Here is a 17,322-nt window from a genome sequence, read left to right as displayed (position 1 = left end):
TTCCTTTCGGTGGTTAAAAGTGTGTTTCGATGTGCTCACTTTATGCAAAGGCCCGTCCCGTCGCCACGGGATTGCGACGAGACGCGATTTTGGCGCCCCGAAATGCAGATAGGCGCGATAAGGCGATAGCTTTTCGACCACGGAATGCGGGTTTTCACCGTCCCTCCGCTAAGGCTGGGCAGATACCGTCCACCAGCGCGAGGGGCTTATGCCGCGATTCATCACCACCATCCTGCAAGCCTGGGCCGAGCGCCGCCGCGCGCGCCGCCGGCAGGCTAATCTGCGCGCCGGAACGCGCGGCCGTCCGTTCATGCGGCTGGTGTCGTCCACGCGCGCAAGGCCCGGCGCGAAGGATGACGCGCAGGCGCTCGGACGGCAGCGCGCCATGTGGATCGCCGTTGTCGGCGTTGGCGTGGTGGCGGCTGGTGGCGCACTGATCGCCGGCCACGCCCGTCATTTGGCCGCCGCGACGGCCAGCACGCCGCAAGCCGTCAACAGCGTGCGCGCGGCCTATGCCTATCAATCCGTGCTGCCCGGCGCGGCATTCACCGTGCCGGCGCAGGCGGGCCTGAGCACCAGCATCCATCCCGGCGGCGCCTTGCTGGTGGCAGCCGGCATGCAAGCCGCGCCGGCGGTCCGCGTGGACCTGTGCAGCCAGATGCGCAGTCCCACCGACGCGCGCCTGCTGCCGCTGCGCCTCGGCTACCGCTTCGACGACGTCAAGCGCTGGGTCAAGCGCAATGAAGAATCGAAGCTGCAGATCTCGCTGCGCAATGTGCTGCTGGTGGCCGATAGCGGCGCCGGCGCCGACGCCGTGCCGGAAATACAAATCGAAGGCACGGCCCGTGCGGATTTCGCCGATCCACTGAGCGAACCGCTGCAACTGAGCTGGCGCGGCGCGCAGGCTGGCGCGCGTGAGGCGCGCTGGATCAGCGACGCCAGCTTCGGCCAGGTCGAGCAGGGCGCCAGCGGCCAGGTCGCGTTGCGCCAGCAGGGATGGCTGTTGTGGGGCGCCGCCTCGGCGCTGCGCATAGAACGGCGCGCCAACGCCATGTGCCCGCAAGCGGGTGAACTGTTGGTGCAGATGTATCGCCTGGCGCCGCAAGACGCCGCCTCCGCCAATATACCGGCCAGCGCGCTGGTGGTTGCCTTTCCCGCGCGCGGCAGCGCGGTCAGCACAACGCTTGCGGCGGGCTCGTATCGGGTGCCGGCAGCCGCGCCGGCGGCGCTGGAGGACCAATCGCTCTTCAACGAGCTACAAGATCAGGGGTTGGTGCGCCTGTCCGCCAGCGGCGCCATCGAATTGGCGCCGCGCGATCTGCCGCAATGGCAGGCCGCAGGCGCCACCGAACGCGCTGCCGAATTGGATAACTGGAAGCAGGTCAAACCCGGCGCCGCCACGCACAAGCTGTTCAAGCGCCTGTACTACCAGGCCGACGGTGCCTACGTCCGTCAGCAGATCGACATCTACAACAGCGAGCGTCGTTTGCTGGCCTGGCGCGTCAAGGCGCCAGCAGACATGGTGCTGGACTGGAGCGCCAGCGCCGGCGGCGATTCGGCAGCCGGCGGCGCGCCGACCATGGTCGCCACCACCAGCCAGATGCCGGTGGCAGCCTCACGGCTATTCGCGTCGCTGCCGCAGGGATGGCAGCCGTGGACCCGCGTGGCGCGCTGGCCTCAGGCCGGCGAAGGGCCGGGCGGGCGCCCGGTGGTGCGTCTCAACCTGGCGCTGCCGCGTGCGGCGGCCGGCGGTGAAGTGATGCAGCTGCTGCTGGCCGGCCGTGTCACCGGCGCCATCGGCGCCAGCGCGCAGCTGGCGTCCGCCTGCACGGGGCGCGCCTGTGTCGGCGGCGCGGATGTCCAGCAGGTCACGCTGACGCTGCAGGCCGGTGCGCACAGCGTGCAGTTGACGGCGCAACCGTTGGACTTCAGCGCGCCGGAAGATCAAAAATACCGTCACCTGCGCGTCGCCGGTGGCCGCCTGGTATGGCAAGCGCTGTCGCCGGCCGCCGGGAGCGCAGCGCCCGGCCAGCCTGGGCCCGCGCCACCGTCGCCGGTGCAGCTGGAAGACCGCAACGGCACGCTGCTGTGGGCCGATGGCGCACCGACACAGCCCGCCATCGAGGCCGGCCTGGCGCCGCTGCTGGGCGTGAGCGGCGACCATGCAAACAGCGTGGCCGGCATGCTGGCGCGCCTGCCGGTATTGGCCGCCACGGTCTCGCGGGCGTCCGGCGCGGCGGTCGGCGCGCGCCTGACGCTGGACCTGCCCTTGCAGGCCTTGAGCCAGCGCGTGCTGGACTGCATCGGCATGCATCGCGGCCGCTGGGACGGCAAGGCCTGCATCGGCAGCCAGCCGGCGCCGGAAGGCCGCCACGCCGGCCTGGTCATCCTCGATACCGAAACCGGCGACGTGCTGGCCGCCGCCGGCGCTGGCGCGGGCGAAGTCAGCGCCGCCAACTGGGCCGAGGTGCGCGACTTCGACCGCACCAGCCCTGCACGCAGCCCGCTGCGCCTGCCGGCCTTGCAGCACGACGGTGGCGCGCACCAGAGCCCCGGCTCGACGTTCAAGGTGGTCAGCGCGCTGGGCCTGGAGCTGGCCGCGCAAAGCGATCCGCAGATCGACGCGCTGTTGGGAGGCATGCCGCTGCCCGCCATCAACCGTCTGGCGCAACAGCGCGGCTTTGGTTTCCAGACCGATGCCGCCAGCTACCCGCTCAATCCGCGCCTGGCCCACATCACCAACTACCACGAGCAAAGCCTGGACCGGCGCGCGCAGGAAGGCCGTCTGGGACTGGCGCAGGCGCTGACCTACAGCCTCAATACCTGGTTTGCCTGGTCCAGCGAATTGAGCGACCATAGCCTGTTCGGCCGCGCCGATGGCGGCGCCCCCGACTTGCAGGCGCTGGACGCCGACGCGCTCGATACGGTGCGTCCCATCGTCGCTGCCGCGCACCGGCTGGGCTTCGAGCAAACGCTGCGCCTGGACGGCGGCCTGCTGCCGGCCGATTTCAACTGGCGCAGCTGGGATGCGCTGCAAGCGACGCCGGCGCATATCGACCCTATCCACACGCGGCACGAGCTGCGCCAGATGGCGATCGGCTTGCGCATGCAGGTCACGCCGCTGCAAATGGCGCTGGCCGCGGCAGCGGTCGGGCAGGGCAAGGTGGTGGCGCCGCGCATGTTGCTCACCTTGGGCGGCACCGACAGCGCTGTGCCGGCGATGAAGCCGCTCGGCATCCGCCTCGACCGCATCAGGGCTGGCATGAAAGGCGTGGTCGATGTCGGCACCGGCGCCGGCGCGTTCGGTGGCAAGGCGCTGGCCGGTGTGCGGCCTGGCCTGTACGGCAAAACCGGCACCGCGCCCAGTGGCGACGACACGGCCACCGTCTGGTTCACCGGCTGGCTGGAGCCGGGCAGCCTGCCCGGCCAGACGCACCGGCTGGCGATGGCGGCCTTCGTCAGCCACTCCGACGCCACCGGCGGCGAACACGCGGCGCCGGTGCTGGCGGCGGTGCTGTCCACGCTGGCGGCGCAGAACCGCGAACAGAAGGGGAAATAGGCTTGTAAACGGGATAATGAAATCGCGGCGTTTATGGCATGATTTCGAAGCGTCCGCCATCGCGCGCGCATTTTCGTTTTTCTATTATTGACAGGACTGTATGCGCTTGCCAGGAACCCGGTATCAGGAGCACGGCTGGGAACAAGTGCGCAAGCTGTTGGGACATTGCTCGTTGCAGGCGTTCCGGCGGCTTGAGATGCACCGGTTGCTCGACCCAGGGCAGCACGCTGCGCTGCTCGATAGCTATACCGATGCGGTAGCCGCAGCCCTGCGCGCGGGCGCCCGTTCGGTGCGCGCCGAGGCCGAGGGCAACAGCTACGGCGACAGCGTCTATGAACTGTCGCTTAGCCTGATGTTTGAATTGCAGGCGCAGCCGGCGTTCTGGCTGGCGTTCGCCGCCGCCGTCGGCGCCGAACATGCGCGCAGCGGCGCCTTCTGGCTCGATGCCGCCGCCGAGGGTGTGATGCGCAAGAAGGTCAACGACATGTACGCCGGCCTGCGCGACAAGGTTGACGCCGACAACTACATCGTCGCCACGGGGCGCGACTGCTCGCCCAATAAAATCTACACCTATCGCATGCTCGACACGGCGTACCGCGAGATCGCCGGCCTGTTCGCGGACTGGCGGCAGCACGCAGCGCAGGTGGGCGATATCCTCGGTCGCCCGCTGGACGGCAGCCCGATCGAAGTGCGGCAGATGAAGTCCATCGGCGGCTGCAAGGCGGAGTGGATCGTCCGCTGGAGCGAGTCGCAGGAGCGCTACGCCGGTTCGCCTGGACCGCTGCACACCAAATCCAAGCGCTTCGCCAGCCTGAAAAACAGCCCGGAGAAAATCGCGGCGATGCTGGCGGAAATCGGCGATTATGAAGAGCTGTCGGCCAATATGGACCGCGCCGACGACTGGCAGGGCGACGCCGGCGAGGCTGCACTGTGGCTGGAAGACTACTGGCGCGTGATTGGCGAGTCCGAACAGGGTGAGGCGCAGGATGAGGACCGCATCCTGCCGGAACCGGCCACGGACGAAGACTCCAGCCGTGCGGACGACGTGGCGGAAGAGGGCAGCGACGATGGCGCCGGGCCGGCGGATGAATTCAAGGCGCACGACCTGGCGGCCGAACAGGCGCTGGCCGGCACGCTTTCCCTGCCCCCCCGCTATCTGGAATTGGCGCGGGCGGCGCAGGAAGCCGGCAGTTGGGCGTTGCGCATCCTGAGCGACGAGTCGCTGCCGATCCGCCTTGCCGTGTACCAGAAACTGCTGGGCGCCGCCGACGATACCTACCCGGAAGCCTGGCTGGACCCGGCCACCGGCGAGCTGCCGACCTTGCAGCAACTGGCGGCGCTGGACCAGATATCGATGCCGACGCTGCGCAAGCGCCGCAACGAAGCGATCGACAAGCTGTACGCGGTCAACGCCGCGTCGGCGAAATGAAGGAGAACGAATTGAAATCAGCACAAGATGAGCAAGACGCACGGCTGCGAGAGCGCATGCTGCTGGCGCGTGCCGTGCCGGGCGATCGCCTGATGCTGGCCGACGCCACCTTGCTGGCGGCGCTGGACGGCAGCCGGGCGCTGACGCCGAACGAACGGCAAGCACTGTCGGCATCGCCGCTGACGCTGCGGCGCTTCCGCCAATTGTCGCTGGAGCGGCGCGCGGCCGCGCAGGCCGCCAACGACCCCGTGTGGGCAGGCAGCGGCGGCATGCTGCGCGCAGCCGCCACCGCTGCGGTGCTGGAGTCGCTGGTCACCGATGATAGCTGCTGGACGCTGCATTTCCTGCCTGTGGGCGAGGGCGAAGGCTGGCAGGTGATCCTGAGCCTGTCGGCGGAGGCGCCGTTTGCCGCGCGTCTGTTGCGCGAACGCGTAATGGTGCGTGTGATCGACGGCGGCGGAGCGATCGTCCTGCAGGGACGCCTGGACGCCGACGGCGAGTGCGAGTGCAACTGGCCTTTTGCCACCGCGCCCGCGCGCCACTTCCAGATGTACGGCGCGGGCTTCGCCGTCGAACCGGTGGCGCCTTAGATCATGGGCTTGTTTTCCCGGCGCCGCAAGCCAGCCGTCGACATCGACGGACTGGGAGTCGACCTGATCGCGCTGCGGCTCGATGCGGGGGACTCCGCGCCGGTTCATAGCACCGTCGTGGTTTTCAATGCCGGTGGCCATGCGCGCCGCGCGGCCACCGGCAAGGTGGTTTGCGAACCTGGTGAGATGGCGTTGTGTTTCCATGCGGGGCCATACACGGTACATCTGGCGCCGTTCGCAGCGGCGCCTGAGTGGGGACTGCGGCTGCGCTTTGTCGTCGATGTCGCCAATCCGCGCGTGACGCAGCAGCGTTTCGATTTGTATTTGTACAGCGAGATGGCTGAGCGGCTGGAACTGGAGACGTTTCGCACATCGGCGCAAGCGGCGCTGCAGACGGAGCTGGCACAAGGCGCGCTCGATCTGCCGCCTTGCACGACGCTGGAAGAGTGGCACGCTTTCCGCGCCGGTCTCAATCAGCTGATGTACACACGCTTCGGCGTAACGGTGGACGACTGCGTGCCGGTCGATCTGGGCGACCAGGTCGATTACGCCAATGTGCTGAAGGCCCGCGCCGCCGAAATCGCCGTCCGCACGCCAACCATGGCCGCAAGCGAGCCGCCCGCCGGCGCCGAACCTGTGCTGCACTCCCTGTCTGCGGTTGCGCCGGACAGCGCGTCTGCGGAACCGCATGTCTCGATGGAGCCGCCGTCCGGCGAGGCGGCCATCGGCCAGTCCATCGCCCAACAAGACGCGTTCGGCTTGCGCCGCTTGTTCATCGAACTGCCGAACGTAAGCCGTGAGCTGCGCCTGCTCGTCCTGCCCGACGGTGGGCCGATCTTCCAACAGCACCAGGCCCTGTTGCTACGCCTAGGCATGGCCACGCTGAACGTCAACACCATGCCGTCGTTGGCCTGGGCCGCACCGGACCAGCCGCTGGCGCATGCGGAGCAAGCCCGGCGCACCGCCCAGACCCTGCTCGCTGTACAAACGCTGGACGAAGCCTGGGCGCTGCTGGCCCGCTTCCAGCGCGCCGGGACTGCGCAATGGCCCGCGCTGCTGGATGAAGCAGACCGCATCTGCGCCAATCTGGAGACCGGCCTGGCCTTCCGCCGCGCCCCGCATGCGCCGCGCATGGAGCCATCGCTATGACCACGCTGTCCGCCGCCACCGTACCGACCAACGCCGAATGCCGCAGCATACTGTGTGATGGCCGCGTACTGACGATTACCGCCAGCCGCCGCCCGCGCGCCAACCGCGCCGATGTCAAATGCAGCGTCGCCGGCGCACCGGCCACCGGTGAGCGGATGCAGGAAGTGGTCCGTCTTGCCCGTCACACCGAAATGCGGCTCGACAGCCGCGACCAGGTCGTCCTCAGCATGGACGTCACACCCGGCGCCGCAGACCGCGACTGGGAACTGGCAGCGGTGCTGGCGGACCGCATGGTGCGCGGCCTGTTCCAGCCTGCGCAGGCCGGCCGCCAGTACGCGCAAGGCTGGTCCGACGCATGGCATCTCGGCCGCGTCCAAGGCGCCGCAACCGTCGCCGCGACGCTGGTCCATCCGCAGATCGGCCCCGGCGACGGCATCATCGCCGCTGGCGAATCCATCGACAGCGCAGGGCGCATTCTGTGCATCAGCCACCTGGGCGCCTTGAGCGGCCACGCCGATCCGTCGGCCGGCGTCTCCACTGTGCGCGCCTGGTTCCCGCTGCACAGCGGTGGCGTCAACGACAGCCTGGCATGGGTGGAGGTGAGCGTCTTCGCCATCGATGGCGATGCCGCAGCGGAGGGCGTATCCGCCGGCGCCACCCACAACCCGGCCGCGACGACGGAGGAAGACAGCATCGCCGCACCAGGCCTGGACCTGAGCGCCCAGCTGGAAGTGCGCCAGACGCTGACCGGCGCCCGTCACTTCGACGGCAAGGGGCTGGGGCGCTGGCGCAGCGTGGTGCGCTTCGGCCAGCCGCGCTTCCAGGGCGGATCGTATCAACTGGCGCTGGTGATGGCCGACCGTCTCGCGCGCGGGCGCGAGTTCGTGCCGCGCGGCCGCATCATCGCCACCGGCTGCTCCAGCGCCTGGCATGCCGGCCGTGTCGACACCGTCGAAGGCCGCGAACCCAAACTGGAATTGATACTTATGCAAGCGGTAGCGGGCGACCGCGTGCTGCTGCCCAAGGCCTGGCAGGATGAACTGCCGGCCGGATTCGCGGCTGAGTTGCGCCAGAAGGGGGCAAGCCTGGCCTGTATCGACCGGATCGGCATGATTTGAAGCGGCACAGTATCGTGCGCAGAATGAAAACGGGCGTGCCCTGCTAAAATCGGCAGATGCCAGGGCGGCCCGGAAGATGAATCGAAGAAGGAGTCTGACATGTTCCAAATGTTTGGTTTTGGCGGCGTAAAATGCCCGCGTTGCGAGCACAAAAACGACGACCAGTCGGGCTACTGCAAGCATTGCGGTTTGACCTTGGGCGCGCCGCGCAGCGAGCCTGTGCTGCGCGATAACCGCTGGATACCCGGCGACGACGAACTGGCCGTGTATTTCGGCGTCAGCGCCTTGTCCGGCATCTTCACCAAGACGCTGCGTGTGCCCGCCACTTCGCGCGCCTACATCCTGCAAGCCGACAAGGCTACCGAGGTACCGCAAGGCGAATACGAAATCGAAGGCTTCTTCACGCGCCTGAACCACCTGCTGCGCAACCAGAACGCGGAAATCCTGATCACCCGCAGCGCCGCGCTGCCGGTTGAGTTCTCGTTCGGCGACTTGCAGACGGCGGAGCACCTGAAAGTGGCGGCCCGCTTCACGGTCGCCATCCGTATCGAAAATGTGCCGGCCTTCGCCCAGCACTTCATGACCGTGCCGGGCACGGTCAGCACGCAGCATCTGCATGACCTGCTGGGGCCTTCGGTGCATCAGGTCGCGTCGGAATTCATCGGCAGCCGCTCGATGCGCGACATGGCGCACAACGCCGACCTGCGCCTGCAGCTGGACGAGCGCCTGCAGGCGGCGTTGAAGCTGCGCCTGGCCGGCTACGGACTGGCGGTCGATCGTGTGGAAACCGCCGCGCTGCGCCACGACAAATTCGATCACAACCGCGAACGCATCGGCACCCTGTGGCTGGTGGCGGACGAACGCCATGTGCAGCTGGAGCACGTCAAGCAGCTGGACCAGATCTACGACGAAGAGGAATGGCAGGCCATCTGGCGCGAAGAGCAGAAGATGCGCTCCGACCTGCGCCGCGCCGAACTGCGCCAGGACGCCGGCGTCAACAAGGCCGAGCTGACGTTCAAGGAGTCCGAGCGCATGCAGGCGCTGCGCGCGCGCGAAGTGGACTTGTACAGCCGCGTGATGGAATCGAAGACCCGCAAGGTCGCCGTCGATAAAGGTGCCGGAACCGTACTGGCCGACCTGGAACACGAGCTGGCGAAGAACAAGTCCCACCGCGCCGGCGAGCAAGCGGACTGGGAACATGTGCGCCATCTGGCCCAGATCAAGATGCGCACCGAGCTCGAAGTGCTGCAACAGACGGCCGCCGAACAACGCCAGTTGGCGCAGCAGCGCCTGTCGCACCAGCTTCGCCAGCAAGCCATTGAAAACCAGATGGCGCAGGCGCTGCTGATCGAAGACGAATCGCATCGCCGCAGTGAGCTGGCGGCGCTGCGCCAGCGCGAGAAGGCTGAAAAAGAGCGCGAGCTGCAGATCGAAGCCGAAGGCCACAATGAACGCATCCAGGGCCTGACCCTGGCCAGCGCCGCGCGCCGCCGCGAGGCCGAACGCGTCCAGGAATGGGAGGACCAGCTGCAACTGGCCCGTCAGCGCGAACTGCTGCGCGGCGACGCCGTCAAGGACGCGGCCAACGCCGTGCAGGTGGCCGAGATCACTCAGAAGATCGAACAACTGAAGCGTGACGGCGCGCAGGCCGATTCGGTGGCCCAGTACGAAAAGCTGCTGCGCACCATCGAGGCGGACGGCGTGCATCAGCGCCAGAACCTGGCCGTCAACAAACAGGCGATGCTGGATCAGCTGGAAGTGGACGAGCAGCGCCAGATCCTCAAACAGCAGGAACAGGAGGCGCAGTGGCAGCGCGAACTGAAAAAACTGGAGCACGATCGCGACGAGAAGTTCGCGCGCTGGAAAGGCGAGTACGATGTGCTGCTGGCGCAGCAGTCGCATGAGCTCACGCGCATCGAAACCATCGGCCGCTTGAGCGACACCGGCAAGGTGGCCACCGCCGCCGCACCGAATGCGGAAGCGCTGAAGCAGATCATGAAGATGCAGATCCAGGGCGGCATGACGGCCGAGCAGATACAGGCGTTGGCGCAGGTGGTGGCGGCGGAACACGGCGTCACCCCGGCCGAGGCGGCGCAGCTGGCGTATGAGCGGGTGCGGGAGGAACGTGCGCATCGCGACACCGAAATGGACAAGGACCGCCGCCACCAGCTCGATCTGCTGAATGTGCAGAACACGGCCAGCGCCAGTGCATTGACCACGCAGAGCCAACTGGGCATCGGCGTGGCGCAGGCCGGCGTCGCGGCTTCCGCACCGGCGCCGGCGCGCTACTGCGCCAACGGCCATCCGACGCGGGCCGGCCACCCTTTGGACAAATTCTGCGCCCAATGTGGCGTGCCTTTAGCTTAGCCGGCTTTATGCAGGAACGGGTACACTTCGTTTAATGATGCAGACAGCAAGAGACAAGATCCGCGAACTGCGGGCCTTACATGATGACGGTCTACTGAGCTTGCAGGAGTTCGACCGCCGCAAGAACGCCATCCTGGATGCGGAATACGCGCCGCCGGGAGGCAGTGTCACGGCTGCGCCACTGGAGCGGCGGGGTACGGAGCTGGGACTGATGTCCGGCCAGGAGATCGGCCCGCAGAACCGCCGCTACCGGCTGGAACGTCTGATAGGCATGGGCGGCATGGGCCAGGTGTGGCAGGCGACCGATCTGGCCACCCACGCGGAGCTGGGCCACAGCGACATGGTGGCCTTGAAGATCCTGCCGCCGCAGCTGACCCAAAGCGCCACCCACGCCAAGCTGCTGATCGAGGAAGCGACGCAGGCGCGCAAGCTGGCGCATGAGAACATCGTCCGCGTGTATGAATGGGCGCAGGACCCGGCCACCTCCAGCTATTTCATCATCATGGAATACCTGGAAGGCCAGGACCTCGACGCCTATCTGGCCGAACAGGGCCCGCTGCCGCTGGAAGCCATCTACCGCTTGCTGACGCCTGTCGGCGACGCCTTGCAATACGCATGGGACAAGCACAAGCTGGTCCATCGCGATATCAAGCCCGGCAACGTGTTCCTGACCCAGCGCGGCGAGATCAAGTTGCTGGACTTCGGTATCGCCTCGCGCGCGCGCAGCGCCGGCAGCAGCCTCGGTTTGCAGACGCCCAATGCCGGCACCGTCGGCTACCGCGCGCCGGAGGCGGGCACGCATCAGCGCCAGCCCTCGCCTAAGCTGGATGTCTACGCAGTCGCCGTGATGATCTACCAGCTGCTGGAAGGCCGCATGCCGTTCGACGACATGCGGCCGGCGGACTTCCATCCGTCGCCGCCGCAGGGACTTAATCCGGCGCAGTGGAAAGTGCTGCAAAACGGCTTCGCCTACGTGCAGGAACGCCGTCCGGCATCGGTCGGCGAGCTGCTGGCGGAGTTGCGCCGCGCCGACGGCCCAAGCGAAGAAGAGCTGGCGGCGCAGGCGCGCCAGGCGCGGGAGCGCGAACTGCAGCGCCAGTCCGAGCAGACGGCGCAAGCCGAGGCCAAGGCCGCGCAAGCGGAGCAGGCGCGTGCCGCGGAGGCGAAGCGCCAGGCGCTGGTGGCGGAATTGGCCGCGCGGCGCCAAGCCGAAGCCCAGGCAGCGGCGGCCGACAAAGTGAAGCAGGACCAGCAGCGCCGCGCGCTGGAGGCGAAACAGCGCGCCGAGGCGGAAGCCGCCGCGCAGGCCCGCAAGCAGGCCTTGCGCGAGCAGTTGCAGGCGCGCCGTGACGCCGACGCCAGGAAGGCGCGCGAAGAACGCGAGGAGCAGCAGCGCAAAGCCGCGCAGCTCAAGGCTGAAGCGGCGTATCGCACCGAGCAGGAACGCCACCGCAAGCAGCAGGCCGAACGCAACGCCGCCGAACTGGCCGCGCTGATGCCCACGGCGGGCAGCCCGGTCGCCGACGCCAACGGCGTGCTGCGCGACCGCTTTGTCGACGGCACCGGCGTCGGCCCCGATCTGGTGCTGATCCCCACCGGCCGCTTCCAGATGGGCTCACCCGAGCATGAGCAGGCGGCGGCGATCAAGGCCGGCGCGCAGAAAAACTGGCTGGAGCGCGAGACCCCGCAGCACTGGGTCGGCATCGAGCATTCGTTCGCGATGGGGCGTTCGCCGGTCACGGTCGGACAGTGGCGGCAGTTCGTGCGCGACACCGGTTGGGAATCGCAATCGGATACCGACTGGCGTGCGCCCGGATTTGCGCAGACCGACGAGCATCCGGTGGTCGGCGTCAGCTGGGTTGATGTGCAGCTGTATCTGCGCTGGCTGTCGGAGATGACCGGCCAGACCTACCGGCTGCCGAGCGAGGCGGAGTGGGAGTACGCCTGCCGCGCCGGCACCAAGACCGCCTTCAGCTTCGGCGACGCCATCACCACCGAGCAGGCCAACTACGACGGCCACTACACCTACAACGGCAGCCCTCGCGGCGCATACATCCAGGGGACCAACAAGGCCGGCGCTTTCCAGCCCAACCCTTGGGGCCTGTTCGACATGCACGGCAATGTGTGGGAGTGGACGCAGGATGTGGTGCACGACAACTACATCGGCGCGCCGGTCGACGGCAGCGCATGGGAAGAGGGCGGCGACCAGGTGCGGCGCGTGCTGCGCGGCGGCTCGTGGCTGTACAACCCGCGCTATCTGCGCTCCGCGGTGCGTAACGGTTTTTCGGCGGTGCTGGCCAACGACATCGTCGGCTTCCGGGTTGCGAGGAGATTGGTATAGAGTATACTGCTGCCTTCTTCAAAAAACTGGACCGTATCATGAGCGCTTTGCCACCTTGCCCAAAATGTAATTCCGAATTCACCTACGAAGACGGCACCCAGCTGGTGTGCCCGGAATGCGCCCACGAGTGGAGCGCCACCGCTGCGGAAGCGGCCGAAGAAGGCGCCAAGGTGTATCGCGACTCCGTCGGTAACATCCTCCAGGACGGCGATACTGTGACCGTGATCAAGGATTTGAAACTGAAGGGTGGTGGCGGCACCGTCAAAGTAGGCACCAAGGTCAAGAACATCCGCCTGGTCGACAGCGACCACGATATCGATTGCAAGATCGACGGCTTCGGCGCCATGAGCCTGAAAACCGAGTTCGTTAAAAAAGTCGTGTAATCACCCCAGCCGTTCCAGCGCAAAGTCGACGAAGCTGCGGACTTTGGCGCTGGGGCGCGCCTCCGGCCGGCGCAGTATGTGCATGGGCCGCGACGGCAGTTCCCACTTCGGCAGCAGCCGTACCAGTTTGCCCGCCGCCAGCGCAGGCTCCATCAGCAGGTCCGCCTGCATCGCGACACCCATGCCGGCGATGGCGGCCGACACCAGCGAGGTTCCCGTATTGCTGACGAAGGAACTGCGCACTGGCGCCTCGATCTGTTCCTCTCCTTTGCGGAAGCGCCACGACGCGTGCGGGCGCCAGTCGGAAAACACCAGGCAGTCATGCTTTTCCAGGTCCGACGGATGGCGAGGCGTGCCGCGCCGCTTCAGGTAATCCGGACTGGCGGCGACCAGCACGCGGCCCGGCCGCAAAGGCCGCGCGATCAAGCCGCTGTCCACCAGCGCGCCGGAGCGGATCGCGATGTCGACGCCTTCCTCCGCCATGTCGATCACACGGTTGGTCAGCATCAGATCAATTTTCACTTGCGGGTACAAGGCGGCGTAGGCGCCGATGACGGGCATCAGCCGATGTTCGCCGTAGGTGGCGGGCGCGGAGATGCGCAGGCTGCCTTGCGGCTCCGCGCGCAGATGCTCGGCCACGCGGTCGGCCGCTTCCACGCCGGCCAGCACGTCGCGACAGCGCTCCAGGTAGACCGCGCCGATTTCGGTCAGCGATTGCCTGCGCGTTGTGCGCTCGATCAAGCGCGCGCCCAGCTCCTGCTCCAGCGCCTGCACGTGTTTGCCGACCATGACCGGGGACATGTCCAGCGTCTGCGCGGCGGCGGCGAAGCTGCGCGCAGTGGCGGCGGCCACGAAGACCTGCATGCTGCGGAGTTTATCGCTCATATTCGAAAGTATTGGTTACGAGTCTATGAAATTCTAGCTCATTTATGCTGCCAATGATTCGAATAATAATGAAGCCTCGTTCAACAGCAAGGAGTTCATCATGGCAGCCTACGCAATCGGATATCTCACCTTACGCAACTCGGACTGGGTGGCCGAGTACAGCGCCCATATGCCCGCACTGGCAAAAAAACACGGCGGCAAGCCGCTGGCGAAAGTGGCACCGGTGGTCCTGGAAGGTTCGCCGCTGCTGTCGGAAACGCAGATCATCGTTGAATTCCCGTCGATGGAGCATGCACAGGCCTGGTACGACGATCCGGCACACGTGCCGCTGAAAAAACTGCGCCAGGGCGGCGCCGATTTTTCGATGGTTCTGCTGGACGGCCTCTGAACGTTTAGGAGAGGCGCAAGCTGGTCAAAGGGTGTAGAGTGACGGTTTTGATAATGCCGTTTTCGAGGACACCGTATGACTATCAAAGTACTGCGCGACCAGTCGCTGCCGATGCGCCACATCGTCCATGTGCGCAACCATATCCTGTCTACGGACGGCTCGGTGGAGGAGGGCGGCAGCGATGCCGGTCCTTCGCCCCACGACCTGTACGACGCCGCGCTGAGCGCCTGCAAGGCGCTGACCGTGGTCTGGTACGCCAAGCGCAAGAACATCCCGCTGGAGCATGTGGAAGTAAGCATGGAGCGCGACGCCAGCGAAGAGCGCCAGGGCACCTACCGCCTGGCCGCCACGCTGCACCTGACCGGCAACCTGACCGAGACCCAGCGCGCCGAGCTGCTGGCCGCCGCGCAAAAATGCCCGATCCATAAACTGATGACTTCCGTGACCACCGAAGTCACCACCATGCTGGGATAAGATCATGACGATTTCGAATCTGCTCAAGGGGCACGAAAAAGACCTGGGCGGCGGCTTTGTCGTACGCCGTTATTTGCCGTCCGCCGTCAAGCAGGCGGTGGGGCCGTTCATCTTCTTCGACCATTTCGGTCCGGTCGATGTGCCGCTCGACGCCGACCATGACGTGCGTCCACACCCTCATATCGGCCTGGCTACCGTGACCTATCTGTTTGAAGGCGCGATCGATCACCGCGACAGCATCGGCAGCGTGCAGCGCATCGAGCCAGGTGCGATCAACTGGATGACGGCCGGCCGCGGCATCGTCCACTCGGAGCGCACTCCCAAGGATTTGGTCGGCAAGCCGCACCGCACGCACGGCCTGCAGCTGTGGGCCGCGCTGCCGGTCGCGCATGAGGAGGACGAGCCGGGCTTCTGCCACACGGCGTCCGGGGATATTCCCGAATTCGATGTCGATGGCGCGCGCGTGCGTGTGCTGGTCGGCTCGGCGTTCGGCCAGACCTCGCCGGTGAAGACCTACAGCCAGACGCTGTATCTGGACGTGACGCTGAAGGCCGGCCATGAGCTGTCGCTGAGCGGCCTGCCGGCGGAAGCGGCGATCTATCCGATCAGCGGCGAGCTGCATATCGACGGCGCGCCGCTGGCGCTGCACACCATGGCGCTGCTGGATACGGCGGCCGCTGCGCAGCTGATCAAGGCGGATGCGGATGCGCAGTTCGTGGTGATCGGCGGAGAGCCGCTGGATGGCTACCGCTATATGTCGTGGAACTTCGTCTCGTCCAGCAAGGAGCGCATCGTCAAGGCCAGCGAGGATTGGGAGGCGCAGCGTTTCGACAAAGTGCCGGGAGAGACCGAGTTCATTCCGCTGCCGCCCCGCAAGCCGGCATCAGGCGGATAATTGTCGTTCCCGCGAAAGCGGGAATCCATGCTGAGCGGGTTAGGGAAGCGGCGTATGGATTCCCGCCTTCGCGGGAATGACGAGCCTTCGCGGGAGGGACGTGCACGCGCCTCAGGCGGTCGACATGGCGTTGGCCGCCACGGTGCTATACAGGTCGGTGGCGCCGGTGCGGATGATCCAGTGCTCAGGATACGGATCGCTGGCGAAGCGGTTGTGGCGCGGGACGCGGCTCAGCTTATCGAGCGAAACGGTCGGCGCCAGCGCGGTTTCCTTGCCGGTCAACTGGTCCAGGTGCCAGAAGCCGCCGTCGCGGTGCAGCAGCAGCGGCAGCGCGGCCGCGTGCGGCGCGGCGGCATACGACTTCACCGGATAGCCGGGATGCGTCTCCGGCATCAGCAGGTAGAAGCATTCGGCGTTGGCGCCCTGGTCGATGCGGTGCAGGATGACGCCGTGCGGCATGATGGCCGACACCGACAACACCACGATGCCCTTGATGCTGGCGCTTAGTTCGATGCGCATGCCCAGGCGCAGCGCGGTCGGCTTGTGCTTGCCGGGCCAGACGCCATCCAGCAGCAGGCCGTAGCGCGACACGTCCTCGATTTCAAAACCCTGGCCTGAACGGCGTATCACCGCGTGGCGGCCGGACAGGCGGCGCGTGAGGCCGTTGGTGTCCTGGCCGTCGGCGCCGTAGTGGGTCAGCAGCAGGTGCGATTCCGGGTCGACCAGTTCAAAGCGTCCCAGCACACATTCCTCCATCGCGAACAAGCGGATCTGGCGCTGGGCGCCGGCTTCCGGCGCGGCGTTGACCAGGCAGGCCGCGCGGCTCGGATGGGGATGCATGGCGGCTGCCAGCGGCATGTCGATCTCGATCAGGTCCTCGTCCCAGGCGATGGTGCTGAAGCCCAGGTCGACCTTGCCGGCTGGTGCGTTCAGGTCCAGGTGGGCGATGCCGGCGTTGCGCGCGGTGACATCGATATCGAGGCTGTCGCCGCCTTGCGCGCTGACGCGGGCGATGGAGGCGTCGTCCGCCATCACGCGCACGTTCTTGTGCGTGCTGAGGAAGATGCGGTGGATTTCAGTCAGCGTCGCGTCCAGGCGCGGCACCAGGATGACGAAGGTGCACACCCATTTGCGCGAGGCCAGCGCGGCGTGTTGGCTCAGCAGCTCGATGCTGATCTGGTACTGGCCGTGCTCTTTACCGCGCGAGGAGAACTCGACAAACACGGGACGCCATTCGCCGCTGGTGGCGCGCACGAACTGCTGGCGCGCGGCGCCGTTGGGGATCAGGTCGGACTGAACTTGCAGCGTCAGCTGCGGTGCGCAGGCCTCCGGCATGCCGCGCAATTCCATCTTCAGGGTCTGGCGGCCGCCCGCGGCGCGCGGGTCGAAGCCGCTGATGTGCAGCTGCGGGCGCTCGGACTGGGCGCGTTGCAGGGGGCGGGCGTAGGTGCTTGGGGCGGCGGTGTCGGCAGGCGCGGCATCCAGCATCGTGCCGGCTGCGCCGGAACGGGTGCTGCGCACGGCACTCAGCAGGTCAAAGCTGGAGGGCTCTGCTTGGGCGTGGCCGCCTTCGCAAGCTTGCGCTCCTGGCATGACCCAGTAGGTGCAATGCGGGTGCTGGGCATTACTGCATTTTTTCATGGTGAACCGACCGATGGGATACCCGTCAGTTTATGCGGTTTTCACTCTGTTTGGCAATCGATGTGGCGATCTCTGGGCCATTCAATCCGACGGCGCAACACCA

General features: G+C 66.8%; 13 protein-coding genes. 11 read left to right on the top strand and 2 right to left on the bottom strand.

Features of this window, described 5'->3' with window-relative positions; all coding sequences use genetic code 11:
• Window positions 1-208 precede the first annotated feature (208 nt).
• The 8 genes from ACEN9O_RS27365 to ACEN9O_RS27330 all read left to right on the top strand — a co-directional run bounded on the left by ACEN9O_RS27365 (window position 209) and on the right by ACEN9O_RS27330 (window position 12,936).
• Window positions 209-3,559, top strand: coding sequence for a penicillin-binding transpeptidase domain-containing protein (locus ACEN9O_RS27365; protein WP_495614943.1), 3,351 nt, complete (start codon window positions 209-211; stop codon window positions 3,557-3,559).
• Window positions 3,560-3,659: 100 nt separating this feature from the next.
• A complete protein-coding gene (locus ACEN9O_RS27360; RefSeq protein ID WP_495614942.1) occupies window positions 3,660-4,988 on the top strand; it encodes a hypothetical protein in 1,329 nt (442 codons plus the stop codon).
• Window positions 4,989-4,999: 11 nt separating this feature from the next.
• Window positions 5,000-5,578: a hypothetical protein gene (locus ACEN9O_RS27355; RefSeq protein ID WP_495614941.1), complete on the top strand. Its 579-nt coding sequence runs from the start codon at window positions 5,000-5,002 to the stop codon at window positions 5,576-5,578.
• 3 nt (window positions 5,579-5,581) lie between these two features.
• Window positions 5,582-6,727, top strand: coding sequence for a hypothetical protein (locus ACEN9O_RS27350; RefSeq protein ID WP_495614940.1), 1,146 nt, complete (start codon window positions 5,582-5,584; stop codon window positions 6,725-6,727).
• A complete protein-coding gene (locus tag ACEN9O_RS27345; RefSeq protein ID WP_495614939.1) occupies window positions 6,724-7,845 on the top strand; it encodes a hypothetical protein in 1,122 nt (373 codons plus the stop codon). The genes ACEN9O_RS27350 and ACEN9O_RS27345 overlap by 4 nt, the downstream gene beginning before the upstream one ends.
• A 99-nt stretch (window positions 7,846-7,944) precedes the next feature.
• Entirely contained in the window at window positions 7,945-10,212 is a 2,268-nt protein-coding gene (locus ACEN9O_RS27340; protein WP_495614938.1) for a hypothetical protein, read from the top strand.
• Between the two features lie 34 nt (window positions 10,213-10,246).
• Entirely contained in the window at window positions 10,247-12,553 is a 2,307-nt protein-coding gene (locus ACEN9O_RS27335) for an SUMF1/EgtB/PvdO family nonheme iron enzyme (RefSeq protein WP_495614937.1), read from the top strand.
• Between the two features lie 38 nt (window positions 12,554-12,591).
• Complete coding sequence (locus tag ACEN9O_RS27330; protein ID WP_020706313.1) at window positions 12,592-12,936, top strand: zinc ribbon domain-containing protein YjdM; 345 nt, start codon at window positions 12,592-12,594, stop codon at window positions 12,934-12,936.
• Here ACEN9O_RS27330 and ACEN9O_RS27325 read toward each other — a convergent pair whose 3' ends face one another.
• Window positions 12,937-13,821 (bottom strand): LysR substrate-binding domain-containing protein, encoded by an 885-nt coding sequence (locus ACEN9O_RS27325; protein ID WP_495614936.1) that lies wholly within the window; start codon window positions 13,819-13,821, stop codon window positions 12,937-12,939.
• Window positions 13,822-13,921: 100 nt separating this feature from the next.
• Between ACEN9O_RS27325 and ACEN9O_RS27320 the strand changes: the two genes are divergently transcribed.
• The 3 genes from ACEN9O_RS27320 to ACEN9O_RS27310 all read left to right on the top strand — a co-directional run bounded on the left by ACEN9O_RS27320 (window position 13,922) and on the right by ACEN9O_RS27310 (window position 15,578).
• Window positions 13,922-14,209: a DUF1330 domain-containing protein gene (locus ACEN9O_RS27320; RefSeq protein WP_495614935.1), complete on the top strand. Its 288-nt coding sequence runs from the start codon at window positions 13,922-13,924 to the stop codon at window positions 14,207-14,209.
• A gap of 75 nt (window positions 14,210-14,284) precedes the next feature.
• On the top strand, window positions 14,285-14,683 hold the full coding sequence (locus tag ACEN9O_RS27315; protein ID WP_495614934.1) for an OsmC family protein: 399 nt from the start codon (window positions 14,285-14,287) through the stop codon (window positions 14,681-14,683).
• A gap of 4 nt (window positions 14,684-14,687) precedes the next feature.
• Complete coding sequence (locus ACEN9O_RS27310; protein WP_495614933.1) at window positions 14,688-15,578, top strand: pirin family protein; 891 nt, start codon at window positions 14,688-14,690, stop codon at window positions 15,576-15,578.
• A gap of 111 nt (window positions 15,579-15,689) precedes the next feature.
• Here the strand turns inward: ACEN9O_RS27310 and ACEN9O_RS27305 are convergent, their stop codons facing one another.
• Window positions 15,690-17,219 carry an FHA domain-containing protein gene (locus ACEN9O_RS27305; protein WP_495614932.1) on the bottom strand — a complete coding sequence of 510 codons (1,530 nt, stop codon included), beginning with the start codon at window positions 17,217-17,219 and terminating at the stop codon, window positions 15,690-15,692.
• Window positions 17,220-17,322 lie beyond the last annotated feature (103 nt).

This window comes from Duganella sp. Dugasp78, assembly GCF_059491455.1.
This window is presented reverse-complemented; position numbering and strand designations above follow the sequence as displayed.

Bases quoted from the DNA above. Each gene is read 5' to 3' on its own strand.
- ACEN9O_RS27365 (WP_495614943.1), top strand. From the start codon at position 209: ATGCCGCGATTCATCACCACCATCCTGCAAGCCTGGGCCGAGCGCCGC.
- ACEN9O_RS27360 (WP_495614942.1), top strand. From the start codon at position 3,660: ATGCGCTTGCCAGGAACCCGGTATCAGGAGCACGGCTGGGAACAAGTG.
- ACEN9O_RS27350 (WP_495614940.1), top strand. From the start codon at position 5,582: ATGGGCTTGTTTTCCCGGCGCCGCAAGCCAGCCGTCGACATCGACGGA.
- ACEN9O_RS27345 (WP_495614939.1), top strand. From the start codon at position 6,724: ATGACCACGCTGTCCGCCGCCACCGTACCGACCAACGCCGAATGCCGC.
- ACEN9O_RS27340 (WP_495614938.1), top strand. From the start codon at position 7,945: ATGTTCCAAATGTTTGGTTTTGGCGGCGTAAAATGCCCGCGTTGCGAG.
- ACEN9O_RS27335 (WP_495614937.1), top strand. From the start codon at position 10,247: ATGATGCAGACAGCAAGAGACAAGATCCGCGAACTGCGGGCCTTACAT.
- ACEN9O_RS27330 (WP_020706313.1), top strand. From the start codon at position 12,592: ATGAGCGCTTTGCCACCTTGCCCAAAATGTAATTCCGAATTCACCTAC.
- ACEN9O_RS27325 (WP_495614936.1), bottom strand. From the start codon at position 13,821: ATGAGCGATAAACTCCGCAGCATGCAGGTCTTCGTGGCCGCCGCCACT.
- ACEN9O_RS27320 (WP_495614935.1), top strand. From the start codon at position 13,922: ATGGCAGCCTACGCAATCGGATATCTCACCTTACGCAACTCGGACTGG.
- ACEN9O_RS27315 (WP_495614934.1), top strand. From the start codon at position 14,285: ATGACTATCAAAGTACTGCGCGACCAGTCGCTGCCGATGCGCCACATC.
- ACEN9O_RS27310 (WP_495614933.1), top strand. From the start codon at position 14,688: ATGACGATTTCGAATCTGCTCAAGGGGCACGAAAAAGACCTGGGCGGC.
- ACEN9O_RS27305 (WP_495614932.1), bottom strand. From the start codon at position 17,219: ATGAAAAAATGCAGTAATGCCCAGCACCCGCATTGCACCTACTGGGTC.